25 protein-coding genes are annotated in these 26,518 nt (G+C 64.0%); 10 read left to right on the top strand and 15 right to left on the bottom strand.

From position 1 onward, the window contains the following. On the bottom strand, positions 1 to 110 hold a 110-nt coding region (locus tag PVW27_RS08210), incomplete at its 3' end, for an NAD(P)-binding domain-containing protein (protein WP_274556742.1). An 84-nt stretch (positions 111 to 194) separates the two neighbouring features. Between PVW27_RS08210 and PVW27_RS08205 the strand changes: the two genes are divergently transcribed. Then, entirely contained in the window at positions 195 to 2,672 is a 2,478-nt protein-coding gene (locus tag PVW27_RS08205; protein WP_274556726.1) for a penicillin acylase family protein, read from the top strand. 127 nt (positions 2,673 to 2,799) lie between these two features. Then, complete coding sequence (locus PVW27_RS08200; protein ID WP_274556725.1) at positions 2,800 to 3,900, top strand: fatty acid desaturase; 1,101 nt, start codon at positions 2,800 to 2,802, stop codon at positions 3,898 to 3,900. A gap of 117 nt (positions 3,901 to 4,017) precedes the next feature. Here PVW27_RS08200 and hflX read toward each other — a convergent pair whose 3' ends face one another. The 4 genes from hflX to trkA form a co-directional block, all read right to left on the bottom strand. After that, the gene (hflX, locus tag PVW27_RS08195) at positions 4,018 to 5,292 is read right to left on the bottom strand and encodes a GTPase HflX (protein WP_274556723.1); all 1,275 of its coding nucleotides are present in this window, start codon (positions 5,290 to 5,292) and stop codon (positions 4,018 to 4,020) included. Then, the gene (gene hfq, locus PVW27_RS08190) at positions 5,292 to 5,531 is read right to left on the bottom strand and encodes an RNA chaperone Hfq (protein WP_068289798.1); all 240 of its coding nucleotides are present in this window, start codon (positions 5,529 to 5,531) and stop codon (positions 5,292 to 5,294) included. The genes hflX and hfq overlap by 1 nt, the downstream gene beginning before the upstream one ends. A gap of 162 nt (positions 5,532 to 5,693) precedes the next feature. Continuing rightward, a complete protein-coding gene (locus PVW27_RS08185; RefSeq protein WP_274556718.1) occupies positions 5,694 to 7,208 on the bottom strand; it encodes a TrkH family potassium uptake protein in 1,515 nt (504 codons plus the stop codon). A 12-nt stretch (positions 7,209 to 7,220) separates the two neighbouring features. Beyond that, positions 7,221 to 8,597 carry a Trk system potassium transporter TrkA gene (trkA, locus tag PVW27_RS08180; protein ID WP_274556716.1) on the bottom strand — a complete coding sequence of 459 codons (1,377 nt, stop codon included), beginning with the start codon at positions 8,595 to 8,597 and terminating at the stop codon, positions 7,221 to 7,223. A gap of 122 nt (positions 8,598 to 8,719) precedes the next feature. Here trkA and PVW27_RS08175 point away from each other — a divergent pair, with 122 nt between their 5' ends. Next, the gene (locus tag PVW27_RS08175) at positions 8,720 to 9,211 is read left to right on the top strand and encodes a hypothetical protein (RefSeq protein ID WP_274556714.1); all 492 of its coding nucleotides are present in this window, start codon (positions 8,720 to 8,722) and stop codon (positions 9,209 to 9,211) included. 21 nt (positions 9,212 to 9,232) lie between these two features. On the opposite strand, the gene ntrX is transcribed toward PVW27_RS08175, so the two are convergent. The 5 genes from ntrX to dusB all read right to left on the bottom strand — a co-directional run bounded on the left by ntrX (position 9,233) and on the right by dusB (position 16,574). Continuing rightward, complete coding sequence (ntrX, locus tag PVW27_RS08170; RefSeq protein WP_274556712.1) at positions 9,233 to 10,660, bottom strand: nitrogen assimilation response regulator NtrX; 1,428 nt, start codon at positions 10,658 to 10,660, stop codon at positions 9,233 to 9,235. Continuing rightward, the gene (locus tag PVW27_RS08165) at positions 10,661 to 12,994 is read right to left on the bottom strand and encodes a sensor histidine kinase NtrY-like (RefSeq protein WP_274556710.1); all 2,334 of its coding nucleotides are present in this window, start codon (positions 12,992 to 12,994) and stop codon (positions 10,661 to 10,663) included. A gap of 101 nt (positions 12,995 to 13,095) precedes the next feature. After that, positions 13,096 to 14,469 carry a response regulator gene (locus PVW27_RS08160; RefSeq protein ID WP_274556709.1) on the bottom strand — a complete coding sequence of 458 codons (1,374 nt, stop codon included), beginning with the start codon at positions 14,467 to 14,469 and terminating at the stop codon, positions 13,096 to 13,098. A 6-nt stretch (positions 14,470 to 14,475) separates the two neighbouring features. After that, positions 14,476 to 15,582: a two-component system sensor histidine kinase NtrB gene (locus PVW27_RS08155; protein ID WP_274556707.1), complete on the bottom strand. Its 1,107-nt coding sequence runs from the start codon at positions 15,580 to 15,582 to the stop codon at positions 14,476 to 14,478. Further along, positions 15,579 to 16,574: a tRNA dihydrouridine synthase DusB gene (gene dusB / locus PVW27_RS08150; protein ID WP_274556706.1), complete on the bottom strand. Its 996-nt coding sequence runs from the start codon at positions 16,572 to 16,574 to the stop codon at positions 15,579 to 15,581. Before dusB ends, PVW27_RS08155 begins: the two co-directional genes overlap by 4 nt. A gap of 241 nt (positions 16,575 to 16,815) precedes the next feature. On the opposite strand from dusB, the gene PVW27_RS08145 reads away from it, so the two are divergent. From PVW27_RS08145 to PVW27_RS08135, 3 genes are read left to right on the top strand one after another with little or no spacing between them, the layout of a single operon-like run. Continuing rightward, complete coding sequence (locus PVW27_RS08145; protein WP_274556705.1) at positions 16,816 to 17,955, top strand: bifunctional 2-C-methyl-D-erythritol 4-phosphate cytidylyltransferase/2-C-methyl-D-erythritol 2,4-cyclodiphosphate synthase; 1,140 nt, start codon at positions 16,816 to 16,818, stop codon at positions 17,953 to 17,955. Next, a complete protein-coding gene (locus PVW27_RS08140; RefSeq protein WP_274556703.1) occupies positions 17,952 to 18,452 on the top strand; it encodes a phosphatidylglycerophosphatase A family protein in 501 nt (166 codons plus the stop codon). Before PVW27_RS08145 ends, PVW27_RS08140 begins: the two co-directional genes overlap by 4 nt. Before the next feature lies 1 nt (position 18,453). After that, positions 18,454 to 18,924, top strand: a complete 471-nt coding sequence (locus PVW27_RS08135; RefSeq protein ID WP_274556702.1) for a CinA family protein — start codon at positions 18,454 to 18,456, stop codon at positions 18,922 to 18,924. A gap of 30 nt (positions 18,925 to 18,954) precedes the next feature. Here PVW27_RS08135 and PVW27_RS08130 read toward each other — a convergent pair whose 3' ends face one another. Further along, on the bottom strand, positions 18,955 to 20,253 hold the full coding sequence (locus PVW27_RS08130; RefSeq protein ID WP_274556701.1) for an MmgE/PrpD family protein: 1,299 nt from the start codon (positions 20,251 to 20,253) through the stop codon (positions 18,955 to 18,957). A 41-nt stretch (positions 20,254 to 20,294) separates the two neighbouring features. Further along, positions 20,295 to 20,747, bottom strand: coding sequence for a type II toxin-antitoxin system RatA family toxin (locus PVW27_RS08125; protein ID WP_274556700.1), 453 nt, complete (start codon positions 20,745 to 20,747; stop codon positions 20,295 to 20,297). Positions 20,748 to 20,830: 83 nt separating this feature from the next. Between PVW27_RS08125 and hpt the strand changes: the two genes are divergently transcribed. From hpt to PVW27_RS08110, 3 genes are all read left to right on the top strand, one after another. Then, positions 20,831 to 21,373, top strand: a complete 543-nt coding sequence (gene hpt, locus PVW27_RS08120) for a hypoxanthine phosphoribosyltransferase (RefSeq protein WP_274556699.1) — start codon at positions 20,831 to 20,833, stop codon at positions 21,371 to 21,373. 119 nt (positions 21,374 to 21,492) lie between these two features. Then, positions 21,493 to 21,972, top strand: a complete 480-nt coding sequence (locus PVW27_RS08115; protein WP_274556698.1) for a c-type cytochrome — start codon at positions 21,493 to 21,495, stop codon at positions 21,970 to 21,972. Positions 21,973 to 22,016: 44 nt separating this feature from the next. After that, positions 22,017 to 22,907: a cytochrome c gene (locus PVW27_RS08110; RefSeq protein ID WP_274556696.1), complete on the top strand. Its 891-nt coding sequence runs from the start codon at positions 22,017 to 22,019 to the stop codon at positions 22,905 to 22,907. A 9-nt stretch (positions 22,908 to 22,916) separates the two neighbouring features. On the opposite strand, the gene lipA is transcribed toward PVW27_RS08110, so the two are convergent. From lipA to PVW27_RS08095, 3 genes are all read right to left on the bottom strand, one after another. Further along, complete coding sequence (gene lipA / locus PVW27_RS08105) at positions 22,917 to 23,867, bottom strand: lipoyl synthase (RefSeq protein ID WP_274556695.1); 951 nt, start codon at positions 23,865 to 23,867, stop codon at positions 22,917 to 22,919. A 104-nt stretch (positions 23,868 to 23,971) separates the two neighbouring features. Next, positions 23,972 to 24,910, bottom strand: coding sequence for a LysR substrate-binding domain-containing protein (locus tag PVW27_RS08100; protein ID WP_274556694.1), 939 nt, complete (start codon positions 24,908 to 24,910; stop codon positions 23,972 to 23,974). Between the two features lie 59 nt (positions 24,911 to 24,969). Next, the gene (locus PVW27_RS08095) at positions 24,970 to 25,605 is read right to left on the bottom strand and encodes a hypothetical protein (RefSeq protein ID WP_274556693.1); all 636 of its coding nucleotides are present in this window, start codon (positions 25,603 to 25,605) and stop codon (positions 24,970 to 24,972) included. A 174-nt stretch (positions 25,606 to 25,779) separates the two neighbouring features. On the opposite strand from PVW27_RS08095, the gene PVW27_RS08090 reads away from it, so the two are divergent. Then, positions 25,780 to 26,517 carry a VIT1/CCC1 transporter family protein gene (locus PVW27_RS08090; protein ID WP_274556692.1) on the top strand — a complete coding sequence of 246 codons (738 nt, stop codon included), beginning with the start codon at positions 25,780 to 25,782 and terminating at the stop codon, positions 26,515 to 26,517. Position 26,518: the final 1 nt, after the last annotated feature.

Raw genomic sequence — 26,518 nt, 5'->3', positions numbered from 1 at the left:
GCCTTGGCGGCGGTGCGGTTGTAGACCGTGACCTCATGCCCCTTGGCGGCCAGATGCCCCGCCATCGGATAGCCCATCACGCCCAAACCCAGAAATGCCAGTTTCGCCATTGTCCTTGTCCCTTGTGCAATTGTCTTTTCATGGGTTTGTGGCTAGCTAACGGGCTGAATGCAAGGGTCAAGGACGGGTTGAGGATGGTCAGGGTTTTCCAGTGGCTGCTGCGGATTGCCGGGGGGATGGTCCTGCTGGTGGTGGCGGGGCTTGCGCTGGTGTTCTGGTTCGCGAGCCGTTCGCTGCCCGATTACAACCGCACCGTGGTGATCGCCGAAGGCGCGCCGCAGCCTGCGGCGGCAGTCGAGATCGTGCGCGACAACGCCAATGTGCCGCATATCTTCGGGGCCTCGGATGCGGATGTGTTCTATGGGCTGGGCTATGCTCATGCGCAGGACCGGCTGTGGCAGATGATGACCATGCGGCGCACAGTGCAGGGGCGGCTGTCGGAGGTGTTCGGGCCGCGCACCGTGACCATCGATACGCTGATCCGGCGGCTGGATCTGTATGGTGTGGCGCAGCGGGCGGTGGATGTGCAGGACGCGCGCACCCGGGCCGCGCTGGAGGCCTATGCCGATGGGGTCAATGCGCGGCTGGCCGAGATCAACGAAGGGGCGCTGGGGCGTGGGGCGCCCGAGATGTTCCTGTTCAATGCCCCGATCGCCCCGTGGCAACCGGCGGATTCCATTGCCATGGTCAAGCTGATGGCCCTGCAACTGTCCGGCCATCTGGGGGCGGAAGTGAAGCGGGCGCGCACCTCTCTGGCCTTGAATGACGAAGAGCGGTTGCGCGATCTGCTGCCCGATGCGCCGGGCAGCGGCGTGGCGGCCTTGCCAAGCTATGCGAGCCTGTTCGACGCGCCGCTGCCGCGGTTTGCCCAAAGCCAGCCGCAGCCTGCGGATGGGCTGTCGCCCTTTCATCTGCCGGAGCTGGCGGGGGCGTCGAATGCCTGGGCCGCGTCAGGGGCGCGGTCGGCCAATGGCGGGACGCTGCTGGCCTCGGACCCGCATCTGGGGTTCAGCGCGCCGACGATCTGGTATCTGGCGCGGTTGCAACTGTCGGCGGGCGGGGTGATCGGCGGCACGATACCGGGGATTCCCATTGTCCTGTCCGGGCGATCCGAGGATCTGGGCTGGGGCATCACCTCGTCCTATCTGGATGACCAGGATGTGTTCATCGAACAGTTGAACCCCGAGAATCCCGAGGAATATCTGACGCCGGAGGGATATAAACCCTTCGAGACGCGCGCCTCGATCGTGAATATCAAGGGGGCCGCACCGATCACGCTGACGCTGCGGTGGTCGGAGAATGGCCCCGTCCTGCCGGGAAGCCACGCGAATCTGGGCGCGATCACGCCGGAGGGGCATGTGGCGGCCCTAGCCTGGACGGCATTGACGCCACAGGACACGACCGTCAGCGCGGGCTTGGGGCTGATGTATGCGCGCACCGTGCAGGAGGCGCTGGCGGCGGCCGAGGGTTATATCGCGCCCTCGCAGAACCTTGTGCTGGCCGATGGAGTGCAGATCGCGATGAAGACGATCGGGGCGGCCCCGCGCCGGGATGCGCTGCATCAGAGCCAGGGCCGGATTCCCAGCCCCGGCTGGGTCGCGACCAATCGCTGGCAAGGCACCCTGCCCTATGCGTCGAATCCCGAATTCGTGAACCCGGCCGGCGGCATTCTGGGCAATACCAACAACAAGATCGTGGATCGGCCCTTTCCGCTGCATGTGAGCCATGTCTGGGGCGACAGCCAGCGGGTGCAGCGGTGGCAGCGGCTGATGCAGACGCGCGAGGTGCATACGCGCGACAGTTTCATCGAGGCGCAGCTGGATACGGTCAGCGTGACGGCGCAATCGCTGTTGTCGCTGGTGGCAGCGGATCTGTGGTTCACGGGATCGGCCTCCCCGGATGGGACGCGGCTGCGCCAGAGGCAGCGGGCGCTGGACCTGCTGGCCAACTGGAATGGCGAGATGAACGAGCATCTGCCGGAGCCGCTGATCTATGCCGCCTGGATGCGCGCCTTGCAGGATCGTCTGATCCGCGACGAGCTGGGGCCGCTGGCGGATGAGTTCACCCATGTGGAGCCCTTGTTCATCGAGCGCGTCTACCGCGACGTGGATGGGGCGGGTGTGTGGTGCGATGTGATCCAGAGTGCGCCGGTCGAGACCTGCACCGATATGGCGCGGCTGGCGCTGGATGATGCGCTGATCTGGATCGAAGAGCGGTACGGGACCCAGATCGAGGCGCTGCGCTGGGGCGATGTGCATCAGGCGACCCATGATCACCCGACGCTGGGCGAGGTGCCGGTTTTGCGCTATTTCGTCAATATCCGCCAGTCGACCAGTGGCGGAGACCAGACCCTGCTGCGCGGGCGTACCGGCGGCAAGGAGCCTGAACCTTTCCTGAATGTGCATGGTGCAGGTTATCGCGGGGTCTATGATTTCGCGGACCCGGACAGTTCGGTCTTCATCACCTCGACCGGGCAATCGGGGCATTTCCTGTCGCGTCACTATGACGATCTGGGCGAGTTGTGGCGGCGGGGCGAGTATATTCCGATGTCGCTGGACGAGGATCTGGCGCGGGCTGCGGCTGTCGGCGTGACGGTGCTGCAACCCCGCTAGTGCAAGACACGCCTGCGGCATGTTGGCAAGCCTCACACGCGATGTTTTCTCGACAGGTGATGCGTTCTGCTTTAAAGCGTTGGGCAACAGGCAAGAGATAATGACAATAAAGAGACCTATCCCCTAGATGAACGTGCCCGTCCAGCGTCTGACTGACGCCGCCCGCCCTGCACCTGCTGTGCAATCCGTTCCGACTGCATCCGACACCGCCGCATCCGCACCCGCCCCGACCCGTTCGGCGCAGGACTGGGTGCGGGTGCTGGCGCGTTATCGCGAGCCCGATCCGGCACGCAGTGCCTTTGAGCTGGCGATCAGCGTGCTGCCTTTTATCGGGATCTGGGCGCTGGCCCTGTGGGCTTTGTCCTTCAGCTATCTTCTGGCGTTTGCGCTGGGGGTGGCCAATGCGGCATTTGTGCTGCGGATGTTCCTGATCCAGCATGATTGCGGGCATGGGGCCTTTTTCGCGGAGAAGCGCACCGGCGATATGGTGGGGCGTGTTCTGGCCGTGTTCACCATGACGCCCTATGATGTTTGGAAGCGCACCCATTCGGCGCATCACGCCAGCACCGGCAATCTGGACAAGCGCGGCTTTGGCGATGTGCATACGATGACCGTGGCGGAATACCGTGCGGCGACACCGTTCCAGCGGTTGATGTATCGGCTTTACCGGCATCCGGTGGTGCTGTTCGGGTTGGGGCCGGGCTATCTGTTTCTGGTGCAGAACCGGATACCCTATGGTCTGACCACGGCGGGCTGGCAGTATTGGGCCAGTGCCATGGGCACCAATCTGGCGACGCTGGGTTTTCTCGTGGCGCTTTATGCCTATGCCGGATGGGCGCCGATCCTGCTGATTTTCCTGCCCAGTGTCATGGTGGCGGCGACGATCGGGATGTGGCTGTTCTATATCCAGCACCAGTTCGAGGAGACCTATTGGGAAGGTGACAGCGACTGGCAGATCCATGATGCCGCGCTGCACGGGTCATCCCATTACGACCTGCCGCCGCTGGCGCGGTGGTTCACGGCCAATATCGGTATCCATCATGTGCATCACCTTTATGCGCGGATTCCCTATTACAAGCTGCCGCAGGTGTTACGCGATCATCAGGAGCTGGCGCAGGCGCAGCGTCTGGGATTCATTGAGAGCCTGTCCTGTGTGAAGTTCCATCTGTGGGATGAAAAGCAGCGGCGTCTGATCTCGTTCAAGGCGGAACGCGCGCTGGCCGCCTGACCCGCTGACCGCAGTTCCCGGAGGGGCGGTCGGTTGGATATTTGAGGCAAGAAGAAACAGAAAAAGGCGCGTCCCGGATCAGGGCGCGCCTTTTTGCTGTGGTGATCGCGATGCGGATCAGAGGTCGCGGAAGCGTTTTTCCTGTCGTGCGGTCCACAGGACGGTGACATCAAATCCGGTCTCGGTCTGGGTCTCTTCCTCGACGACGCCCTGCTCATGCAGCCAGGCGCGCTTGCGGCCGTCCGCGAAAGGCAGGCTGAGGGTCGTCATATGTCTGGCCGTCTCGAGCTTGCGGGTGACCGCGTCGAGGAGTGTCTCCAACCCCTCGCCTGTGATGGCCGAAATGGCATAGGTGTCGTCCTGCCGGCTGACGCTGGCGAGGGTGGCGTCATGTTCGGCCGGGTCCAGCCGGTCGATCTTGTTCCAGACCTCGATCATCGGGGTCTGTTCCTTGACACCCAGCGAGGACAGGATCTCGTGCACGTCGCGGGCCTGCGAGACGGTGTCGGGATGGCTGATGTCGCGCACATGGATGATGAGCTGTGCGCCCAGCACCTCTTCCAGCGTGGCGCGGAATGCGGCGACCAGTTCGGTGGGCAGATCGCTGATGAAGCCCACCGTATCCGACAGGATGATCTCGGGACCGTTGTCGGGCAGGACGACACGGCGCATGGTGGGATCGAGCGTGGCGAAGAGCATGTCCTTGACCAGCACATCCGCACCGGTGAGGCGGTTGAAGAGCGTGGACTTGCCCGCGTTGGTATATCCGACCAGCGCCACGACGGGATAGGGCACCTTGGCGCGCGCGGCGCGGTGCAGGGTGCGGGTCTTGACGACCTTGTCCAGTTGGCGGCGCAGGCGGACAAGCTGTTCATCGATGGCGCGGCGGTCCGCCTCGATCTGGGTTTCACCGGGACCGCCCACGAAGCCAAGCCCGCCCCGCTGCCGTTCAAGGTGGGTCCAGGCGCGGACAAGGCGCGTGCGCTGATAGCTGAGCGCGGCCATCTCGACCTGCAATACGCCTTCGTTGGTGCGGGCGCGGTCCGAGAAGATCTCGAGGATCAGGCCGGTCCGGTCCAGAAGTTTGACCTTCCATTCCTTTTCGAGGTTGCGCTGCTGCACGGGAGTGACTGGGCCATCGACAAGGACCAGTTCGACCTCGGCGGCTTTCATCTTGTCCTTGAGTTCGGCGATCTTGCCCTTGCCGAAAAGCATGCCCGGATGCGGGCGTTGCAGGCGCACGACGTCAGCCCCCACGACCTCAAGGTCGGGGAGTGCTGCGGCCAAGGCGACGGCCTCCTCGAGCTTGTGCTCGGGAGTGCGGCGGTCCTGTTCGGATTTGAGTTCGGGATGCAGCACCCAGGCTCGGGTGGCGACCCGGTCATGTTCCATCAATTGGTGTCTTCACCGTCATAAAGGTTGATCGGCTGCGACGGCATGATCGTCGAGATGGCATGCTTGTAGACCAGTTGGGATTGGCCGTCGCGGCGCAGCAGCACGCAGAAATTGTCAAACCAGGTGATCACACCCTGCAGCTTGACGCCGTTGATCAGGAAAATGGTCACGGGAATCTTGGTTTTCCGCGTGTGGTTCAGGAATGCATCCTGAAGGTTCTGTTTGTCGGAAGCCATATGAATGCCTTTGTTCTTGCTGTGACCGCAGATCGGTTCAATGTCCCTGTTCTTTCACTATGCTGCGACGATGCCGAAGATTCCAGCCCAAAAATCAGCCATTTACCGCCATGGTCAGACGGGGTTGCGCAAGATCAACCGCAAGGGGCGTTTCGCGGCCATTCAATCGCGCCAGAAACTGCTGGTGAGAAGCGCGATGAAGGCCAGAAGTTCCAGTCGCCCCAAGACCATGGCGGCGCAGAACAGGAGTTTTGCCGACTGTCCCAGTTCGATCAGCAGGACCGGCGCGACAGAGCCGGTGCCAACCAGCGGGCCGGTCGTCGTCAGCCCGGCAATGGACAGGACGATGGCCTGTTCGAAGGTGCTGCCCAGTGCGGCGAAGGCCAGTGACAGGAACATCAGCGAGACCGCGAAGAACATGAAGAAGATCCATGCGAAGAAGGCGCCCTTGCGGGCGATCCGGCTGCTGCCCGAGCGGGAATGCCCGACCGAGGAAGGATGCACCAGACGGTCCATCTCGCGCAGGCCGTGCAGATAGAGTGCCCAGACGCGCAGCAGCTTGACCCCGCCCGCCGTCGTGGCCACGCCGCCGCCCATCAGGGCCAGTCCCATGAGGATGATGCCCGAGGTTTCAAGCCCCGACCAGCTGCGCGCGGCTTCCCAATAGGCGCTTTGAAAACCGGTCGTGGTCAGAAAGGACAGGATGGTAAAGAAACTGCCCCAGAGGGCGCGGAGCGGGGCCAGCATGTCGCTTGTCGCGCTGACCTGAAAGGCGCCAAGGTAATGGCGCAGGAACAGCAGCACCGTCACGCCAAGGGCAAGCAGCATGCCCAGCCGGAATTCCGGGTCGTGCTGGATGCCGCGCCGGGCCGTGGTGATCGTGTCGGACGAGAAGGTCAGGCGCGACAGGCCGAACAGCAGGAAAAGCGCGATCAGCATCTCTCCGGCCAGACCCGAGGCGGCGTCCTGCACCCCGCCCAGCGGCGAGATGCCGCTGGTGGCCATGACGGACATGCCGTGGATCAGCGCGACCAGTGGCGGATCACCGAGGATCAGCAGCATGAGCCAGAGCGCCAGTGTCAGACCGGTGTAGATCGGCAAGAGCTGCGCGGTGACCCGGATGATGCGTTGCTGCGGATCGGCCAGACCGCCTTGGGTGAAGCGCGTCTCGCCCTGCCCCGGTTCGGAGGTGGCAGTCACCTCGAACCCGCCCAGATTGAGTGGAGCCAGGATGGCCGAGGCCGCGACCCAGATCAGGAAGCCGCCCATCCAGCCCACCATCCCGCGCCATAGATGCAGCGTGGGTGACAGGCGCGCGGGGTCGAACAGGGTGGCCCCGGTCGTCGTCAGGCTGGAGACCATCTCGACATAGCTGTTGAGGAAGGAAGTTGTGCCCAAGGCGTCGTGAAAGGGCACGGCGAGGATCAGCGGCAAGAGGGTGAAGGCGGCCATCAGCGCCGCGAGGTTGCGCAAGGAACTGCGCCGGCGCGGTTGTGCGGCCATGGCGATGGCAACCAGTGTGACGATGGTCAGTGTGAGCATGCCCGCATAGAAGAAGGCCCGCGCCTCGCTGTGGCTGCGCTGGACGGTGGCGTGGATCGCGGGCAGATACATCGACAGGCCCGCGATGCCGATCAGCAGGATGAGCAGAGGTTGGTCGAAGAGGCGCTTGCGCATCCCGGCCCCGCGTCAGAAAAAGTCGATCGAGACCTGCAACAGCCTCTCGACCTCGGGGACGTCCTTGGCCAGACAGAACATCGCGACGATATCGCCCTCGTCGATGCGGGTGTCCGAGTTCGGTTTGACGACCTGATTGCCCTTGAGGACGCCGCCGACCAGCACGCCTTCGGGAAAATCGATGTCGCGCACTTTCTTGCCCGCCATGGGGGAGGTGGAGAGGACCTCGGCCTCGATCATCTCGGCCTCGGCATCGCCGATGGAATAGACGCCGCGCACGCGGCCATGCCGGATATGGCGCAGGATCGATGAGACGGTGGTGGCGCGCGGGTTGATATAGGCGTCGATCCCCAGAGGTCCCATCAGCGGCACCAGCGTAGGGTCGTTGATCAGGGCGATGGCCATGGGGCAGCCCTCGGATTTCGCGCGCACCGCGGCCAGCATGTTGGTCTTGTCGTCATCCGTCACGCAGAGCACGGCATCGGCGCGGCTGATATTGGCCTCGGCCAGCAGCGCGGCATCCAGACCGTCACCGTTCAGCACGATGGTCCGCTCCAGCGCCTCGGCGGCGCGTTCGGCGGATTTACGGTTCTTTTCGATGATCTTGGCGCGGATCTTCTGGGTGCCTTCCTCCAGCGCGCGGGCCACGGCGAGGCCGACATTGCCGCCGCCGATGATGACGACGCGTTCCTGCTTGCGGGTGGATTTGCCGAAGATTTCCAGCGTGCGGTGGATATCCTCGTTCACCGTAAAGACATAGCAGTCGTCGCCCACGAAAAGCTGATCCTCGGCCTCGGGGGCGAAGAGCACACCGTCGCGGCGCACGCCCACCACGATGGCGCGCAGGGTCGAGAAGAGATCGGTCAGCTGCCGCAAGGGCGTGTTCACCACGGGGCAGTCCTCTTCGATAGTGATGCCCAGAAGCTGCGCGCGGCCACCCAAGAACACTTCGGTGTCAAAGGCGGCGGGGGAATAGAGGCGCTGCAAGGCGGCCTCGGCCACCTCACGCTCGGGGCTGATCACCACGTCGATGGGCATGTGGTCGCGGCGGTAGAGATCGGAATAGATCGCGTCCAGATAGGACTGGCTGCGCAGGCGCGCGATCTTGCGCGGAATGGCGAACACCGAATGGGCCACCTGACAGGTGACCATGTTCACCTCGTCCGAATAGGTGGCGGCGATGATCATGTCGGCATCACGCGCCCCTGCCCGCTCCAGCACGTCCGGATAGCTGGCAAAGCCCGCGATCCCCTGCACGTCCAGCGAGGTTGTGGCCCGGCGGACCAGATCGGCGTTATTGTCGACGATGGTGATGTCGTTCTTCTCGCCCGCAAGGTGCCGCGCGATCTGCCAGCCCACCTGTCCTGCGCCGCAGATGATGATTTTCATGCCTGCGTTCCCTTGAATTCAGAGGCCCTTGGATGGCAGAAGCCCCTCGGATGGTCAATTGATTTGTCATTTTCAGCCCGCCGCGTCACAGTGAAGCTGTCCTGTCGTCAGAGGGTTGTCCCATGTTCCGTTTCGCCTTGTCCCTGCCCCGTCCCGCGCTGTCCGTTCTGGGGCTTGCCGCGCTTGTCCTGTCCGCCTGTGGTCCGCTGGGCCTGTATCACAAGGCGGGCGTTCCTGTGGCGGCGATGAACAATACCCTGACCGATTGCGAGGTCGAGGCATTGGCGAAGGTACCCGTTGACCAGCGGATCGAGCGCGATCCCATTCGTATCGTGCCGCGCCGCATCTGTGACAGCGCGGGTAATTGCACCGTTGTCTATGACCGCGTGGGTGGTGAGGTCCGGACCTATGATGCCAATGCCGGGTTGCGCGCGCGGGTGCTGAACCAGTGCATGGCCAACAAAGGCTTTACCTATGTCAACCTGCCCGCCTGTTCGCAGGGGGTGAAGCGGGCGGCTCCGGCCGGGGCGACGACGGTGCTGCCACGGCTTGCGCCCAATAGCTGCGCGATCCGCAACGCCGACGGCACATTCCAGATCGTCACGCCGGGCTGAGAGGCGCCGGGGCGCGCGGGATCACTCCAGCGCGTCCTCTTCTGCCTCGTCCATGTCGTCGTCCATATGGGCGATGCGGCCGCCCGCCTTGTTCGAGGTCACGACCCCGAGGGATTTCAGCTTGCGATGCAGGGCACTGCGTTCCATGCCGACGAAACTGGCGGTGCGGCTGATATTGCCGCCGAAGCGGTTGATCTGGGTCAGCAGATATTCCCGTTCGAATGCCTCACGCGCCTCGCGCAGCGGCAGCGTGGCGAGCATGCCCGACAGGACCACGCGGCCTTCGTCGGCCCCGCGCTCCTCGCCCGTGGGCAGGTCGCGCACTTCGATGGGGCCAGTGCCCTCGCCTAGGATCAGCACCCTTTCGATCAGGTTTCGCAACTGGCGCACGTTGCCCGGCCATTCCATCGTCTGCATCAGGGCCGCCGCCTCGCCGCTGAGGGGGCGGAGTGGCAGGCCTTGCGTGCGGTGGAAGAGGTCAATGAAATGTTCGGCCAGCAACGGGATATCCTCGCGCCGGTCCGCCAGAGGGGGCACGGCGATCGGCACCACGTTCAGGCGGTGAAACAGTTCCTGCCGGAAGCGGCCCGCGGCGATTTCCGCCTCGAGGTTGCGATTGGTGGATGAGACGACGCGCAGATCGACGCGCACCTTGTCGGATCCGCCCAGCCGGGTGAACTGCTGATCCACCAGCACACGCAGGATCTTGGACTGGGTGCCGGGCGGCATGTCGGCGACCTCGTCGAAATAGATCACGCCGCCATGGGCCTGTTCCAGAAGGCCGGCCTCCACCCCGCGTTCGGGTGTCTCGCGGCCAAAGAGCACCTCTTCCATGCGGTCGGCCTCGATCGAGGCGCAGCCCACAGTGACGAAAGGCGCGCCCGCGCGGTTGGAATGGGCATGGATATAGCGGGCGGCCACTTCCTTGCCCGAGCCCGGCGCGCCGGTCAGCATCACGCGGCCATTGGATTTCGTCACCTTGTCCAACTGCCCGATCAGAGCACGGTACGCGGCGGAGGCCCCCACCATTTCGGCGGCGGTCACATCCTTGCGGCGCAATTCGCTGTTCTCGCGACGCAGGCGGCTGGTTTCCATCGCGCGGCGGATCACCACCAGAAGCTGGTCGATGTTGAACGGCTTTTCGATGAAGTCGTAAGCCCCCTGTTTGATCGCGGCCACGGCGATCTCGATATTGCCGTGACCCGAGATGATCACGACCGGCACATCGGGATTGTCGCGCTTGACTGTCTTGAGGATGTCGATGCCATCCATCCGGCTGTCCTTGAGCCAGATGTCCAGGATCATCAGCGCGGGCGGTTCGGTGTTGATCGCGGCCATCGCCTCGTCCGAGTTGCCTGCGAGGCGCGTGTCATATCCTTCGTCCTCAAGGATATCCGAGATCAGCTCGCGGATGTCGCGCTCGTCATCGACTATAAGAATGTCGCCCATCTATTTGCCACTCCTCTGCTTTTCTGTCACGTGACCGGCGCGTGGGCCGGAGGGGCCTTCCTGCGCTTCGGTCGCGGAAATGTCGTTGCCGTCCTGTTCCACCTGTCCGGCCGGGGCCAGCAGAAGCCGGATCACGGCCATGGCGCCGGCCTTGCTCTGCCCCTCGAAACAGGGAGCATCCTGCAAGGTCAGGGTGCCGCCATGTTCCTCGATGATCTTTTTCACGATGGGCAGGCCCAACCCGGTGCCTTCGCTGCGTGTTGTCACATAGGGTTCGAACAGGCGCGCGCGGTCTTCGGGCAGGCCGATGCCATTGTCCATGATGCGGATCTCGGCATGGGTCGCGCTGCGTGTCGTGGTGACGCGGATCTGGGCCGCGTGATCCTCGGGGGCACCCTTGGCTTGCAGGGTTTCGATCGCTTCGCCCGCGTTCTTGATCAGGTTGGTCAAGGCCTGATGGATCATCGTGGCATCGACCTCGGCGGCCAGAGGGTCATCGGCCAGATCGGTCACGATCGTCACCCCGGGCTGCCCGGCCTGCTGCAAGAGGACCGCGTCACGCACCAGCGCTGTCAGGCTTTCGGGGCGGCGTTCGGGTTCCGGCATCCGGGCGAATTTGGAGAATTCATCAACAATGCGCCGCAAGTCATTGGTTTGCCTGACGATTACGTCAGTCAACTGTTCAAGGTCCGCGCCGGTCTGATCATCCAGATGTTTGCGGAACTTGCGCTTGATGCGCTCGGCGGACAATTGGATCGGCGTCAGGGGATTCTTGATCTCATGCGCGATGCGGCGCGCGACGTCGCCCCATGCGGCCATGCGCTGTGCCGCAACCAGATCGGAGACGTCGTCGAAAGCCACCACATAGCCTTCGAGCCGGCCCTCGTCGCCGCGCCTCGTGGACATGCGCACCAGAAGGTTTTCAAGCCGACCTGTGCGGCTGACCTTGATCTCGTCCTGCGCGGTTTCGACCTGCGCCTGTTGCAGACGGTCGAAAAGCGGGCCGAACTCGGGCACCGCGACCGAAAGGGCCACCGACTGGCGATCCTCCTGCCAGTCCAGCAGACGTTCGGCGGAGCGGTTCACGAAGGTCACGCGGCCTTCGGCATCGACGCCCACCACGCCCGAGGTGACGGAGCTGAGCACGGAATCGAACAGGCGGCGGCGGCGTTCGATCTGGCGTGTGTTGTCCAGCAGCGTGTCGCGCTGGCCCTTGAGCTGTCGGGTCATCTGGTTGAAATAGCGGCCCAGCATGGCGATCTCGTCATCGCCCGCCTCATCGGGCACCTGCACCTCCAGATCCCCTGCCCCGACGCGCTGTGCCGCCCCGGTCAGACGACCCACGGGACGCGACAGGCGTTCGGCGAACCACATGCCCAGCCAGACGGCGGCCAGAATCAGGATGACGGCAAAGCCCAGATAGACCAGACCGAATTCGAACAGGACGCGGCCCCGCTCGTTCTCGAGTTGTTGATAGAAACGCGCGGTTTCCTTGGTGTCATCCAGCAGGTTCAACAATTCGCCGTCCACGTCGCGGCTGACATAGAGGTAGCGGTCCACGAATTCGCCAAGACGGATCAGGGCGCGGAACTCGTTGTTGTCCCAATCCTCGATGATCTGGACATCGCCCGCGCTCGCCGCAGAGATGACGGCGGCGCTGGGTGTTTCGAAGTCGAAAAGATAGGACCGCTCACCCCGCGCGCGGATTTCGCCCGTGCCGTCGATCACATAGGCCTCGCGCAGGCCGCGCTGGATCTGGCCCTGCCCCTGGGCCAGCACGCGACGCACATCGCCGTCGCCCATGAAAAATGTGTTGCGGCGCGTGTTGTCGAGATAGGTGGCCAGCGCGATGGCATCTTCGGTCAGGTCGCGGCGGTGTTCTTCCTCATAGGCTTCTGCGGCGGCGAGCGAACTGCCGACCACCTGCCGCACACGATCCGAGAACCAGCCCTCCAGACCGACATTGATCGTGAGACCTGCGAAGATGGCGACCGACACGGTGGGAATCAGCGCCAACAGCGCGAACACGCCCGTCAGGCGCAAGTGCAACTGCGATCCGGCCGACCGGGCGCGGCGGGCGGCGATTAGCCCTGCCACCTTTTGCAGGACCAGCGCCGCCACAAGCAGGACATAGACCAGATCGACCAGCAGGATCAGCCGCAGCCCGATGGCCGAGGAGCCCTGATCCAGCGGTCCGAGCACCAAAAAGGTGGCCACGGCCAGCACCGGCCCCAGAACGACCAGTCCCAATGTGGCGACATTCTCCACCTTCTTCAGGCGGCGCAACCGCGCAAGCCTGTTCCAGTCGATACGTCCCTGCGCCCGGGTGATCACCCGTTGCCCCCGTCCTGATTGATGCGGCGCTGACGCGCCTGACCGCCGTTTTTCGGGTCAGATCGGCACCGACGCCAATCTGCCACTTATCTGTTGCGGTTTTACATCAATTTGCGGCGCCGTGTCACGCGAATATCCAGATCGGTGATCTTCTTGCGCAAGGTATTGCGGTTGATCCCAAGAAGATCAGCACATTTTGCTTGGTTGCCGCCTGTCGCCTCAAGGGCGATTTCCAGCAACGGGCCCTCAACCTCGCGCAGAATCCGGCCATAGAGGCCCGGCGGCGGCAGCATGTTGCCATGCAGGTCGAAGTAGCGGCGCAGGTGGCGGTTGACGGAGGCCGACAGCTTCTCGGTATCATTGCCGCCCCCCAGCACGGGTTCCATCTCGGGCTGGTTGCCCAGAACGGCCTCGACCTCGGCGCGGGTGATCTCGTCGGCACGGCTGGTCAGGACAAGGCGGCGGATCGCGTTTTCCAACTGGCGCACATTGCCGGGCCAGCTATAGGCGCGCATCAGGTCCAGCGCGTCGCGTGACAGCCGCCGCTTGGGCGCTCCGTCCCTTTCGCTGCGGAAGAGGAAGTGCTCGGCCAGCAGCGGGATGTCGTCCACACGTTCACGCAAGGATGGCACCTCGACCGTGGCACCGCCGAGGCGATAGTAGAGGTCCTGCCGCATCCGGCCCTTTTCCATCGCCTGAGACAGGTTCGACTGGCTGGTGGCCATGAAACGCGGCACGTGATCGCCGGGGCTGTCCATCATCCGCACGATCCGGGCCTGACTTTCCATGTCGATATCGCCGATCTCGTCGAAGAGGACGGAACCGCCTTTGGCGCGCGCCAGCACGCGGGCCGGACCTTCGATATCCTGCAAGTCGGTGACGGTGACCGTCACGAAGGGCAAGGTGCGGCGGTCCGAGAAGTCGTGGATGGCGCGTGCGATCAGGGATTTGCCGGTGCCGCTTTCACCAGAGATCAGAACGGGCAGATCCGTATTCATGACCCGCGCCACCAGACGATAGAGCGCCTGCATCGCGGGGGTCCGCCCCACCAAAGGCAGATCGTCGGGGCGTTCGGCCACATCATTGACCGGGGCCGAGGGGGCAACGCGGCGGCGGCTTTCCAGCGCGCGCGCCGTGCGCTTCATCAGGTCGGGCAGATCGAAGGGTTTGGGCAGATAGTCATAAGCCTCGGCCTCGGCGGCCTGAATGGCGGTCATGATCGTGTTCTGTGCGGAAATCACGATGACCGGCAGGCCGGGGCGATCCTGCGCGATCTTGGGCAGCATCTCCAGCCCGTTGCCATCGGGCATCATGACATCCGAGATCACCACGTCGCCCTTCCCCTCGGCCACCCAGCGCATCAGCGTCGTCAGGCTCGAGGTCGCATGGACCTTGCAGCCCGCCCGCGTCAGTGCCTGAGTCAGCACAGTGCGGATGGTGCGATCGTCATCGGCGACCAGAACGGTTCCGTCCATCGGCGTCTACTCCCTTGAGGGTTGGTCAGTGGTTGATTTGCGATCCTTGGTCTTTTCGCGCGGCGCCCGTGGCAGGGACATGCGGAACACCGTGCGTCCCGGCACGGAATCGACCGAAATCCAGCCGTCGTGATCCGACATGATCTTGCTCACCAGAGCGAGGCCCAGACCTGTGCCATTCTCGCGGCCCGAGACGAAGGGGTCGAAGATATCGCCCGCGATGTCGGCCGGCAGACCGGGGCCATCGTCGATCACCTCGATCTGAAGCGGCAGGGATTGGCCCAGGCCATCGCTGCGTCGCAGCCGGAAGGAATGTTCGTAATAGGACCGCAGCCGAATGGTTCCGCCATTCCTGTCAGCGGCTTCCGAGGCGTTCTTCACCAGATTGAGCACTACTTGCAGCAGTTGGTCCGGGTCGCCCCAGGCCATCGGCAAGGAGGGGTCGTAATCCTCGATGATCTTCATATGCGCGCCGAAACCCAGAAGCGCGGAGCGGCGGGCGCGGTCCAGCACATCATGGATATTCACCTCGCGCCGGTCGGGGGGGCTGAGGTTGCCAAACTGTTCGACCTGTTCGAGCAGTTTCACGATGCGGCGGCTTTCCTCGACGATCAGGTCGGTCAGTTCCATATCCTCGGCGCTGAGGCCCATGGACAAAAGCTGCGCCGCCCCGGTGATGCCCGCCAGCGGGTTCTTGATCTCATGCGCCAGCATCTCGGCCATGCCGATGGCGGACTTGGCGGCGGATTTCACGGAATGGGAATGGGTCACACGCCCCGCCAGTTCACGCGGCGAGATCAGCAGGATCATGAAGCCGGGCTGGCCCTGCATGGGCGAGATTTGCAGGTTGCAGTGCAGCGGCACGCGTTCGCCCGTGCCCACGTCCACGTCATTGACGAAAAGCGGGGTCGAGGTTTCGCGGGCGCGGTCGAACGCCTCCTGCATGGGGGCGTCAACCATGACCCGGTCCCAGACGGGTTGTCCGCGCACGGATTTGAGCGAGGCGTTGAGGAACAGTTCTGCCGCGGGGTTCACATCGGCGATCATGTCTTGGGGGTCCAGCAGAATGGCCGGCACCGGCAAGGAGGACCACAGGGCGGAATCGTCGATCACGCGGCCTGCCTCCCTTGTTGGGGGGCGGCGTCGCCCAAGGCGTCGGGCAGCAGGGCCAGCACCTCGGACGGGGTTTTGGCGGTCAGAACGCGCTGGCGCAGCGTGGTCTGGCTGCCCGCGTGATCCATATACCAGCCCAGATGCTTGCGCGCGACGCGCAGGCCAAGTTCGGCCCCATAGAACATCAGCATCGCCTCGTAATGCCTTGTCACCATGTCTATAAAAGCGGCCCCGATAGGGATCTGCGGCGCGGGTGTGCCATAGAGATCATGGGCGATCTGCGCCAGCAGCCAAGGCCGCCCCTGTGCTGCGCGCCCGACCATGACGCCATCCGCGCCGGACAGGCGAAGTGCCTGGCGCGCGGTGACGGCATCCACGATATCACCATTGGCGATGACCGGGATGCCCACCGCCTGTTTCACGCGGGAAATGGCCGCCCAATCGGCCCTGCCCTTGTAGAACTGGCAGCGCGTGCGTCCGTGGATCGTGATCATCCTGATCCCGGCCCCTTCCGCGTTGCGGGCAATCTGGGGGGCGTTCAGGCAATCATCGTCCCAGCCAAGGCGGGTCTTGAGCGTCACGGGCAGATTGACCGCGCCCACCACCGCCTCGATCAGGCGCAGGGCGTTATCGGGCTCGCGCATCAGGGCGGAACCCGACATGCCGCCTACGACCTTTTTCGCGGGGCAACCCATGTTGATGTCGATGATGCGCGCGCCATTGGCCTCGATCATCCGGGCGGCTTCGGCCATCCAGTGCGGATCGCGCCCCGCGATCTGGACCGAGGTTCCCGCCACATCCGCCCCCAGTTCCGCCCGTTCGCGCGCTTCTACCCGGCCGGTCACGATCTCGCGGCAGGCGACCATCTCGCTGACCACGAGCCCCGCGCCGAAAGAGGCGACCAGTGACCGGAACGGCAGGTCGGTGATTCCGGCCAATGGGGCCAGCAGGACTGGGGAGGACAGAAAATGGTCTCCGATCTGAAGTGACACGTGCCTATTCCTTGTGCGTTGGTGCTTGGCTATCGCAGCGCGGACGAGCCGACAACGATACCAGCCGGGGAGATGGCCCTAATATAGGCAATCCCGAAATGATTGCCTAATATTTAGGCAAACTGACCGTGAAACTGGCAGATTGCCCTTTGGCCGCCTGCGCCCTATGCAGAAGGCAATCACGAACAGCAAGACCGGACCCGACGTTGAGACGCCAAGTTATCCCGCAGGACAGGCCCGCATGACGACTGCGGCCATCATCGTGGCCGCCGGGCGCGGCACGCGCGCCGGGGGGGATCGCCCCAAGCAGTGGCAGATGCTGGCCGGGCGGCGGGTGATCGACTGGACGCTGGATCTGTTTCGCCGCGCGCCGGGGATCGACCGCGTTGTGGTTGTGCTGCATCCCGAAGACCTTGATCTGCTGGCACCGGAAGCCGGGCTTGTGGTCACAACGGGCGGTGCGAGCCGTGACGTCTCGGTCCTGCGGGGGCTTGAGGCGCTGGAGGGTCAGGGCGTGACCCGCGTGCTGATTCATGATGTGGCGCGGCCCTGCACGCCGCCGCAGGTGATTGCGGATGTGCTGTCGGCTTTGTCGCAGGCCGAGGGGGCAGCGCCCGGTCTGCCGGTCACGGATGCGCTGTGGCAAGGCGCCGCCGGTCTGGTGCAGGGCGCGCAGTCCCGTGACGGGCTGTTTCGCGCGCAGACGCCGCAGGGCTTTCACTATGCGCCCTTGCTGGCGGCGCATCGCGCCCATCCGGGCGGTGCCGCCGATGATGTCGCGGTCGCCCGTGCCGCCGGGATCGGGGTTGTCATCACGCCGGGGCATGCGGATAACCTGAAGATCACCACGCCCGAGGATTTTTCGCGGGCAGAACGGATATTGGCAGGACAAGGGGGCGGGATGGATATCAGGCTTGGCAATGGCTATGACGTGCATCGGTTCGGGGATGGCGACCACGTGATGCTCTGCGGGGTCAAGGTGCCGCATGGGCGCGGATTGGTAGGCCATTCGGACGCCGATGTGGGGATGCATGCCGTGACGGATGCGATCTACGGCGCGCTGGCCATGGGCGATATCGGACGGCATTTCCCGCCTTCTGACCCGCAGTGGAAAGGGGCGCCGAGCCATATTTTCCTGCGCCATGCTGTTGGCCTTGCGCGCGAAAATGGATTTCAGATCAGCAATATAGACTGCACGCTTGTCTGCGAATATCCCAAGATCGGGCCGCATGCGGGCGCGATGCAGGCCGAGATGGCCGCAATCATGGAGCTTGATCCGGCGCGCGTATCGGTGAAGGCGACGACCAGTGAACGTCTGGGTTTCACGGGGCGCGAGGAAGGCATTGCCGCCCTTGCGACAGCGACGCTGATCAAGCCATGAGCCGGGCCAGCCATATCATCGCGACCTTTGGCGGGGTCGGTCACCTGACGCCTGCGCCGGGGACATGGGGGTCGCTGGCGGCCTTGCCTGTGGGCTGGGCGCTGTTCACGCTGGGCGGCGTGCCGCTGTTCGGACTTGGCATTCTGCTGGTCTTTGGATTGGGATGGTGGGCTACGGCACTGGAAACGCAGGGAAAAGAGGATCACGACCCGTCCGAGATCGTGATCGACGAGGTTGCGGGACAGTGGATCGCCCTTTTGCCCGTGATGATCGGGGCGAGCCATTCCGGCGCGGGTGTTCTGGCGCTCTGGCCGGGTTGGGTCACGGCCTTTGTGGCCTTTCGCCTGTTCGACATCACCAAGCCCGGGCCAGTGGGTTGGGCGGACCGGCAGCACGGACCCTTGGGCGTGATGCTGGATGATGTGATTGCGGGTGTCATGGCCGCGCTTGTGGTGGGTCTGGGCGCGTGGATCTCGCATGGCGTGCTGGGGTTGTGACATGACCATAGCATCCCAAATAATTGATGCGTATCGCAAAAAAGGATTGCGCATCGCCACGGCAGAGAGCTGCACCGGCGGAATGGTCTCGGCCGCGTTGACGGATATCGCCGGGTCGTCCGATGTGTTCGAGCGCGGCTTCGTGACCTATTCCAATGCTGCCAAGACCCAGATGCTAGGGGTCTCTCCCGCTACCTTGTTCGCGCATGGGGCGGTGTCCGAGCCTGTGGCACAAGAGATGGCCACCGGCGCGTTGCAGGCGTCCGAGGCGGATGTCGCAGTCTCGATCACGGGGATTGCCGGTCCGGGCGGGTCGGAGTTCAAACCCGAAGGGCGGGTCTGTTTCGGCATCGCGCGGCACGGAGTGCCTGTGCGGGTTGAAACGGTCGAGTTCGGGCCCCTTGGGCGGGCAGAGGTCAGGCAAGCCGCCACCGCGCATGCCTTGGTGTTGCTGATGGCGGCTATCGCCTAAGGTTCGTCCGACAAAATATTGAAAATAATACTATTTCAGGGTTGCTGCGAAGGTCGCCGCATCCGCCTGCGCCGCGATCAGTGACCAGATCGCATCCGCGCGTTGATCCCCCAGCAGGCTGCGGGCCTTGGTCTGGATCTTGGACTGCCGCGCCTCAAGCGTCATCGGTGCGTTGAGGTCATGTGTGGCCTCGTGCGCCGTGCCATCATGCAGCACCACACGCAGGCGCGTGGCGGTTTCGGCCACGCTGTCATCCGCCGTCACATGGACCCGCGCCCGCAGAGCCTGCACCGCAGGATCGGCACAGACGGCGTCGGAGTAACTGTCCAGAACGGCCGTGTCATGGCCCAGCACCTGCATGGCCAGCACCGTGCCATAGCTGAACTTGGCCCCCAGCCCGGTCATGGGCGCGATCTGGTTGCAGACGGTCATCCAGCGCGGATGGGTCGTGACCTCGATCCGCGCGATGGTGCCTGCGTCGAGTGGCGCCAGTGACAACCCCGCCTCCAGAACGGCGTGCAGACCGTGGCAGCAAGCGTGGAACTTGTGACTGATGGATTCGAAAAGCCATTCCTGGCCAATACTTTCCAGACCGGAGCTTATCTTCTCACCGGCATGAGTCGGCCCGAATCCTTGCGCGCTTTCCAATGCCTCTGCGTTGGCGACAAAGCCGCGCGCGACCAAAGACGCCGCCTCGACCCCGTTCGCCGCGGCCAAGCCTGCGTTGAAGGGTTTGCCCATGGTTCCGAATTGCGATTTCAGACCAGATGCCCGCGTGGCAAGAAGGCCCAGAACCATGGCGCACCCTTGGGCATCCAGTCCCATCAGCCGCGCTGCGGCCAGCCCTGCCCCGAAAGCTCCGGCTGTGGCGGTCTGGTGGAAGCCGGTCTGATAGTGGCTGCGCCCCAGCCAGACACCGATGCGGATCGACGCCTCGACCCCGATCAGGGCGGCTGTTTGCAGCGCCGCCCCGTCCGCGCCCAGGTCTTCGGCCACGGCCAATGCTGCCGGGATCACCGCAACAGACGGGTGGCCGATATGGGCGAAATGCGTGTCGTCATAATCGAGCGCGTGGCTAGTCGTGCCATTGGACAGGGCCGCCGCGCGAGGGGGCACGCGGGCGTCATGCCCGATCAGGCTGGCACGGGGATGTCCGCCCTCATCCAGAACCATGTCGCGAGTGATGCGCGAGACAGGCTCATCCCGCCCGGCAATGCCCACCGCCGCCCAGTCCAGAAAGGATAGCTGCATCATCCGCAAGGCAGAGGCGGGAATCCGGGAAGTCGGTGTTTCAGCCGCGAATTCAGAAAGGTGACGGGTGATGCTCATGTTGACTGGCTCCTGTGATCGCGGGCCAGCATAGCGGGGTTTCAGGCGGCGTAAAGCTGTGCCGCACGGCGCTCGAAAGCGCGGACGATGCGCTGCATGGCTTCGTTGAAGACCACGCCGATGATGCCCTGCAAGACCGCATTGCGGAATTCGAAATCCACGAAGAAGGTGACGTTGCAACCGCCGTCGGGGGCGTCGGCAAAGGCCCAGTTGGATTTCATATAGCGGAAAGGACCGTCCAGATATTCGGTGTCGATCTTCTTGGTCTGGGGCCAGAGCGTGACGCGGCTGCCGAATCGTTCGCGGAACACCTTGAAGCTGATGACCAGATCCGCCTCCATCACCTCTGCCCCGTCGGCGCGCGGTGTGACCGAACGGATGCGGGCGGCAGCGCACCACGGCAGGAATTGCGGATAGCTTCCCACATCCGCGACCAGATCATACATCTGCTGCGCGCTATAGGGCAGACGGCGGGTTTCGTGATGGGTGGGCATGGGCAGGCGCAGTTCCGCTACAGTTTGGGCGTGACAGTGGGCCACCATTTCGTAGAGTGAGCGCCGAATTGCAAGGAAAACCCATGACGACGCGTCCTTATGTCATCGACCGCATGATTTCGGCCAAATCCATCGCGGCCCGGATCGAGAGTCTCTCGCATGAGATCGAAGCGGAATTCGCCGATACGGACAAGCTGGTCGTGGTGGGGCTGCTGCGCGGGTCCTTCGTGTTCATTGCCGATCTGGTGCGCGAACTGGACCTGCCGGTCGAGGTCGATTTCCTTGAGGCGTCATCCTATGGCAATGCGATGGAGAGCAGCCGGGAAGTGCGTATCCTCAAGGACTTGCGCGGCGCCATTGAAGGGCGTGACGTGCTTGTGGTCGAGGATATCGTGGATACGGGCCACACGCTGTATCATGTGCGGCAGTTGTTGCTGTCGCGCAATCCGCACAGGCTGCGGACCATCGCGCTTCTGGACAAGCCCAGCCGCCGCGAGGCACCGATCAAGGCCGACTGGACCGGATTCGAGATCCCTGACGAATTCGTCGTGGGCTACGGTATCGATTACGCGCAGCGCAATCGGAACCTGCCCTATATCGGCAAGGTTCGCTTCACCGAGCCCTGACAGGTCGGCGGGCAAGGTTTCGCATGCTGCGGTGAAAGTCACCAAAAGTTCATTCGGGACGGCGGATTCTCTGTTAGGCTTGCGACATTGTGAAGCATAACCATTGGGAGTCATCGCGAATGTTCAAGGGAATGACCGTCGTCGGCACTGTTCTGGGGCTGGCCATTCTGGCCGGGGCCGCCAGCGGACAGGATGCCGCGCAAAAGGCGCTGGCCGATGCCACCAAGGCGCGGCAGGCACAGATGCAGCTCTATGCGTTCAATCTGGGTCTGCTTGGGGGCATGGCCAAGGGCGAGGTGCCCTATGACGCGACCGCCGCCTCGGCTGCGGCGGGAAATCTGGCCAGTCTGGCGCAGCTGGATCAGTCGCGGCTTTGGCCCGAGGGGTCGGACGAGATGGGTGTCGAGGGGTCCAAGGTCATGGCCGAGCTGTGGCAGAACATGCCCGACGTCATGTCCAAGGGCGCCGATCTGGTGACGGCGGCCACGGCGATGGAAGTGGCGGCGGGAACCGATCTGGCCAGTCTGCAGGCGGCGATGGGCCCCTTGGGCGGGGCTTGCGGTGCCTGCCACAAGGCCTATCGCGTGCCCAGCAACTGACAGGAGCAGGTGACGGACCGGGGCGGTCCGTCACGTGACGCTGGATGCGCAAGACGCTGACGATCATCGGCTTTTTCGCGGTCGCATTGGCCGGCGCGGGGTGGTGGATCACCACGCCTGAACGGGTTGATGCGGGTGACTATGCTGATCTGATCGGGGTGCCGGCACGCGGTGCCGTGGTCTTTCATGCGGGCGGGTGCGCGTCCTGTCACAGTGCCGAAGGGGCCAGTGGCGATAAGAAGCTTGTCCTGTCCGGGGGGCGCGCCTTCGTGTCGGATTTCGGCACCTTTCACGCGCCCAATATCTCGGCTGACCCGGAACATGGCATCGGCGACTGGTCGGTGACCGATCTGGCCAATGCGATGATCCACGGCACCTCGCCCACTGGGCAGCACTATTATCCGGCCTTTCCCTATGCTGCCTATTCTCGGGTGAGCCCGCAGGATATCGCGGATCTGCATGCCTATCTGATCACCCTGCCCGCCGATGCGACGCCGGACCGGGCGCATGATCTGGCCTTTCCCTTTACCCTTCGGCGGGGGCTGGGGCTGTGGAAGGCGCTTTATGTGACGGATGGCTGGCAGGTGGCGGGCGATCTGACCGAGGTCGAGGCGCGGGGCCGCTATCTGGCCGAAGCTTTGGGCCATTGCGCGGAATGCCACACGCCGCGCGGGGTCTTGGGCGGGCTGGACCGGGACCGCTGGATGGCGGGGGCACCCAATCCATCGGGTCAGGGGACGATTCCCAATATCACGCCTGCGAAACTGGACTGGTCCGAGGCGGATCTGATCGCCTATTTCACATCCGGTTTTACGCCGGACTATGACACCGCTGGCGGCAGCATGGCCGCTGTCGTGGAAAGTCTGGCGCAATTGCCGGATACGGATCGCGCCGCCCTAGCGGCCTATCTCAAGCGGTTGCCCGCGGTTGAATGACTGGCCGGGTCAGACCCGGCCCAGCTTGGCTTGCCGAGCGGCGTTGAGGCGCGCGAAATCCTCGCCCGCGTGATAGCTTGACCGGGTCAGCGGCGTGGCCGAGACCATGAGAAAGCCCTTGCCATAGGCTGCTTTTTCATAGGTTTCGAACTCATCAGGATGCACGAAACGATCCACCGCATGATGTTTGGGCGTGGGTTGCAGATATTGGCCGATGGTCAGGAAGTCGATATCGGCGGCGCGCATGTCGTCCATGACTTGCAGCACGGATTGCCGATCCTCGCCCAAGCCGACCATGATGCCGGATTTGGTGAACATCGACGGGTCCAGTTCCTTGACCCGCTGCAAGAGGCGCAACGAGTGGAAATAGCGCGCGCCGGGGCGGACTTCGGGATAAAGGCCCGGCACGGTTTCAAGGTTGTGGTTGAACACATCGGGGCGCGCGGCCACCACGGTTTCAAGGGCGGAGGGCGCGCATTTCAGGAAATCGGGGGTCAGCACCTCGATCGTGGTGCCGGGGGCGCGGTGGCGGATGGCGCGGATGGTCTGTGCAAAATGCTCGGCCCCGCCATCGTCCAGATCGTCACGGTCCACCGAGGTGACGACCACATGGTTCAGCCCCAGCTTGGCCACGGCATCCGCGACGCGGCCCGGTTCGAACACGTCCAGCGTCTGGGGTTTGCCAGTGGCGATGTTGCAGAAGGTGCACCCACGGGTGCAAATCTCACCCATGATCATCATGGTGGCGTGGCCCTGGCTCCAGCATTCGCCCGCATTGGGGCAGCCTGCTTCTTCGCAGACCGTGACCAGCTTGTGTTCGCGAATGATGTTGCGCGTGTCCTTGTAACCCTGCGAAGTCGGTGCCTTCACGCGGATCCAGTCGGGCTTTTTCGGCTGGGCATTGTCGGGGCGATGCGCCTTTTCGGGGTGCCGTTGGCCGGGGATTTTCAGGTCGCGCATCGCACTGCCTTTCGGGGGATGGTGAGGTGTTGTTTTCAGATACTCTTTTTGCGCAGGCGTTTAAAGGGCTTGAATGTTCCGCGCGCGGACCCGTGATGGCGGGATCAGGGACATCCCCGCCGCGCCTCGGCCACGAGTGTGGTGCCAACGTCGGACAGCATGGTGGCAAGGGCGGTGAACCAGCCGTCATCCTCGCTGGCCTCGCGCCGGACAAGTCCCACCTGACGCGCGGGCTCGGGCGCGGAGAAGCGCATCAGATGCATGTCGGGGGCGGCGCGCTGTTCCTGCAGGGCGGCCAGTTCGGGCATCAATGTCAGGCCGAAGCCCGCCGCGACCAGACGCGACAGCGTACTGAGCGATGAGGCGCCCATATTGATTTGCGCATGTCCGCGTCCACGGCCACAAACATCCAGCGCCTGATCGGTCAGGCAGTGGCCTTCTTCCAGCAGCAGAAGCTGGCTTGCCCCCAGTTCCATCGGGCGCAGCGCATCGGCCCCCGGTCCGCCGCCCTGCGCGGCCAGACGGGCTGCGGAGCCTGCCAGCAGGAAGCGATCCTCGAAAAGCGGGATCTCGATCAACCCCTCTTCTGCCGAGGGGAGTGCGATGACCGCGGCATCGAGACGGCCCGCGCGCAGCTCCGCCAACAGGCGACCGGTCTTGGCTTCCTGCACCTGCACATCCAGCGAGATATCGCGCGAGCGCAGAGCTTCGAGCGCGGTGGGCAGCAGATAGGGGGCGATGGTCGGGATCAGACCAAGGCGCAACTGCCCGGACAGCCCGCCGCGCCAGCGGGCCGCGTCCCCCAGCGCCTGTGTCGCGGCCAGAACGCGTTCGGCATGGGCAAGGATGCGCCGCCCGAAGGGCGTCAGCACCACATCGCGGGCCTGCCGTTCAACCAGAACCGCGCCCAATGTTTTCTCAAGCTCGCGGATCTGGACCGACAAGGCAGGTTGCGAGACATGCACGACCTCGGCCGCGCGGCCGAAATTGCGCTGCTCGGCCAGCGCCTTGAAATAAGTCAGTTGCCGCAGGGTGATGTTCATAACCTTAAGTTATGTGGCGGGGCGCCTTTCCGCAATGTGCGTTATTGTTCACGGCGGGTTCAGTCATACCACTTGAGCAGGATCAGCAGGATTGTCGCGCCGCCAATGATGAACCAAAGGGTCCGCCATTCCCTGCGGGTGTGGTTTTTCTGCTGGATCGCCTGTGTCGGAGTGGGCTTGGGTCTTTCGCCAGCCGCGTGGCGGATCAGAGAGACCAGTGCCTCGGCATCGGCGCGGGTGTGGACGAAGGGACGTAGCGGAAGCGTTCTGAGGGGGTCGCCCGGTTGCATCGGCACGGCTTCGAGCCGGGGCTGATAGCCTTTGGCCAGAACCGCCTCGCCCAGAGATACTTCGGCATAGTCGGACAGGCGGATCACCTGTACCCGGCCTGTGATGGACCTGTGATACACTGTCCCTTGGTCAATCTCGAGCGTGGGCAGGCCCTTCAGGGTCGAGACGATGAGCAAGGCCGGGAAGGCCAGCAGGAAAAGCCCCATGGCGATCATCAGCAGGTGGGTTTCGATCACGGCGGCCAGCCCGTCAGGGCTTGCGCTCAGGGTATGGCTTGCGGCCCAGAGCGGGATGAGGCCGAGCACGGTCATCATGGCCATGCTGGGCCAGACGAACCAGGGATAGTGCGGCCGGAACGTCACGGGCAGTTGCGGGGCGGATGTGGTGTGGTGATTGTCGACCATGGGCATACCTTTGAATGAACAGGCTAAGCTTATCAGCGGGTTCGCCCGTTTTTGGGACGAAAGCGTGACAAACTGCGGAAGGTCTGCGGCAGTGGCCGTGCCGCCACGCGCCGATTGCGCCTTGGGCCGGGGCTTGCTATCCCCGCAACAGCGTCTGCACAGTCACGAGGTCCCATGACCGAGCAAGCCACCCAGCCAGCCAAACGGGGCGGACCTTCCGCACTTGCCCGGACGCAGGACCATCTCAAGCAGCTTGTCTTTGGTGGCAATGACGGGATCGTCACCACCTTCGCCATCGTGGCCGGTTTTGCCGGAGCGGGGGCTGAAGGTGTCGCGCAGATCGGCGCTTTGGCGGTGCTGGTCTTCGGTCTGGCGAACCTGTTCGCGGATGCGGTCAGCATGGGGTTGGGCGAATTCCTGTCGATGCGGTCGCAGAACGACCTTTACGATCAGCGTCACGCCGCCCAGATCAGGCGGATCGGCAAGGATCCCGAGACCGAGACCGACCTGATGGCCGAATTGCTGCAAACGCGGGGTCTGCCAGAGGATGAGGCCGTGCAGACGGCGCGTCTGCTGGCGGTGCATCCGCCCTTGATGGCGGATCTGACCCTGTCCTGGGGATTTGGGATGCAGGCGCCCGAGGATGCCAATCCGGCGTTGAATGGTCTGATGACCTTCCTGTCCTTTGTCATCTTCGGTGCGGTGCCGCTGAGCCCCTATTTCGTCATGGAGCCGACGCAGGCGACCTTCTATCTGTCGGTCGCGATGACCCTTCTTGCGCTGGTGGCGCTGGGATTGCTGCGGTGGGTCGCCACGCGCGACAGGCTGCGCCGCGCCTTGCTCGAGACAGTGGCAGTGGGGTCGGTCTGTGCGCTGGTGGCGTATTTCGTGGGCTGGCTGGTGGGCGGCTGAA

The sequence above is a fragment of the Seohaeicola sp. 4SK31 genome (assembly GCF_028802875.1).
In the GTDB taxonomy this organism is placed as follows: Bacteria; Pseudomonadota; Alphaproteobacteria; order Rhodobacterales; family Rhodobacteraceae; genus Seohaeicola.
Note: the sequence above shows the minus strand (reverse complement) of the source record. Positions and strands in the feature narration are given on the sequence as shown.

Coding starts and splice junctions, on each gene's coding strand:
- PVW27_RS08205 (WP_274556726.1), top strand. CDS start 195: ATGGTCAGGGTTTTCCAGTGGCTGCTGCGGATTGCCGGGGGGATGGTC.
- PVW27_RS08200 (WP_274556725.1), top strand. CDS start 2,800: ATGAACGTGCCCGTCCAGCGTCTGACTGACGCCGCCCGCCCTGCACCT.
- hflX (WP_274556723.1), bottom strand. CDS start 5,292: ATGGAACATGACCGGGTCGCCACCCGAGCCTGGGTGCTGCATCCCGAA.
- hfq (WP_068289798.1), bottom strand. CDS start 5,531: ATGGCTTCCGACAAACAGAACCTTCAGGATGCATTCCTGAACCACACG.
- PVW27_RS08185 (WP_274556718.1), bottom strand. CDS start 7,208: ATGCGCAAGCGCCTCTTCGACCAACCTCTGCTCATCCTGCTGATCGGC.
- trkA (WP_274556716.1), bottom strand. CDS start 8,597: ATGAAAATCATCATCTGCGGCGCAGGACAGGTGGGCTGGCAGATCGCG.
- PVW27_RS08175 (WP_274556714.1), top strand. CDS start 8,720: ATGTTCCGTTTCGCCTTGTCCCTGCCCCGTCCCGCGCTGTCCGTTCTG.
- ntrX (WP_274556712.1), bottom strand. CDS start 10,660: ATGGGCGACATTCTTATAGTCGATGACGAGCGCGACATCCGCGAGCTG.
- PVW27_RS08160 (WP_274556709.1), bottom strand. CDS start 14,469: ATGGACGGAACCGTTCTGGTCGCCGATGACGATCGCACCATCCGCACT.
- PVW27_RS08145 (WP_274556705.1), top strand. CDS start 16,816: ATGACGACTGCGGCCATCATCGTGGCCGCCGGGCGCGGCACGCGCGCC.
- PVW27_RS08140 (WP_274556703.1), top strand. CDS start 17,952: ATGAGCCGGGCCAGCCATATCATCGCGACCTTTGGCGGGGTCGGTCAC.
- PVW27_RS08135 (WP_274556702.1), top strand. CDS start 18,454: ATGACCATAGCATCCCAAATAATTGATGCGTATCGCAAAAAAGGATTG.
- PVW27_RS08130 (WP_274556701.1), bottom strand. CDS start 20,253: ATGAGCATCACCCGTCACCTTTCTGAATTCGCGGCTGAAACACCGACT.
- PVW27_RS08125 (WP_274556700.1), bottom strand. CDS start 20,747: ATGCCCACCCATCACGAAACCCGCCGTCTGCCCTATAGCGCGCAGCAG.
- hpt (WP_274556699.1), top strand. CDS start 20,831: ATGACGACGCGTCCTTATGTCATCGACCGCATGATTTCGGCCAAATCC.
- PVW27_RS08115 (WP_274556698.1), top strand. CDS start 21,493: ATGTTCAAGGGAATGACCGTCGTCGGCACTGTTCTGGGGCTGGCCATT.
- PVW27_RS08110 (WP_274556696.1), top strand. CDS start 22,017: ATGCGCAAGACGCTGACGATCATCGGCTTTTTCGCGGTCGCATTGGCC.
- lipA (WP_274556695.1), bottom strand. CDS start 23,867: ATGCGCGACCTGAAAATCCCCGGCCAACGGCACCCCGAAAAGGCGCAT.
- PVW27_RS08100 (WP_274556694.1), bottom strand. CDS start 24,910: ATGAACATCACCCTGCGGCAACTGACTTATTTCAAGGCGCTGGCCGAG.
- PVW27_RS08095 (WP_274556693.1), bottom strand. CDS start 25,605: ATGGTCGACAATCACCACACCACATCCGCCCCGCAACTGCCCGTGACG.
- PVW27_RS08090 (WP_274556692.1), top strand. CDS start 25,780: ATGACCGAGCAAGCCACCCAGCCAGCCAAACGGGGCGGACCTTCCGCA.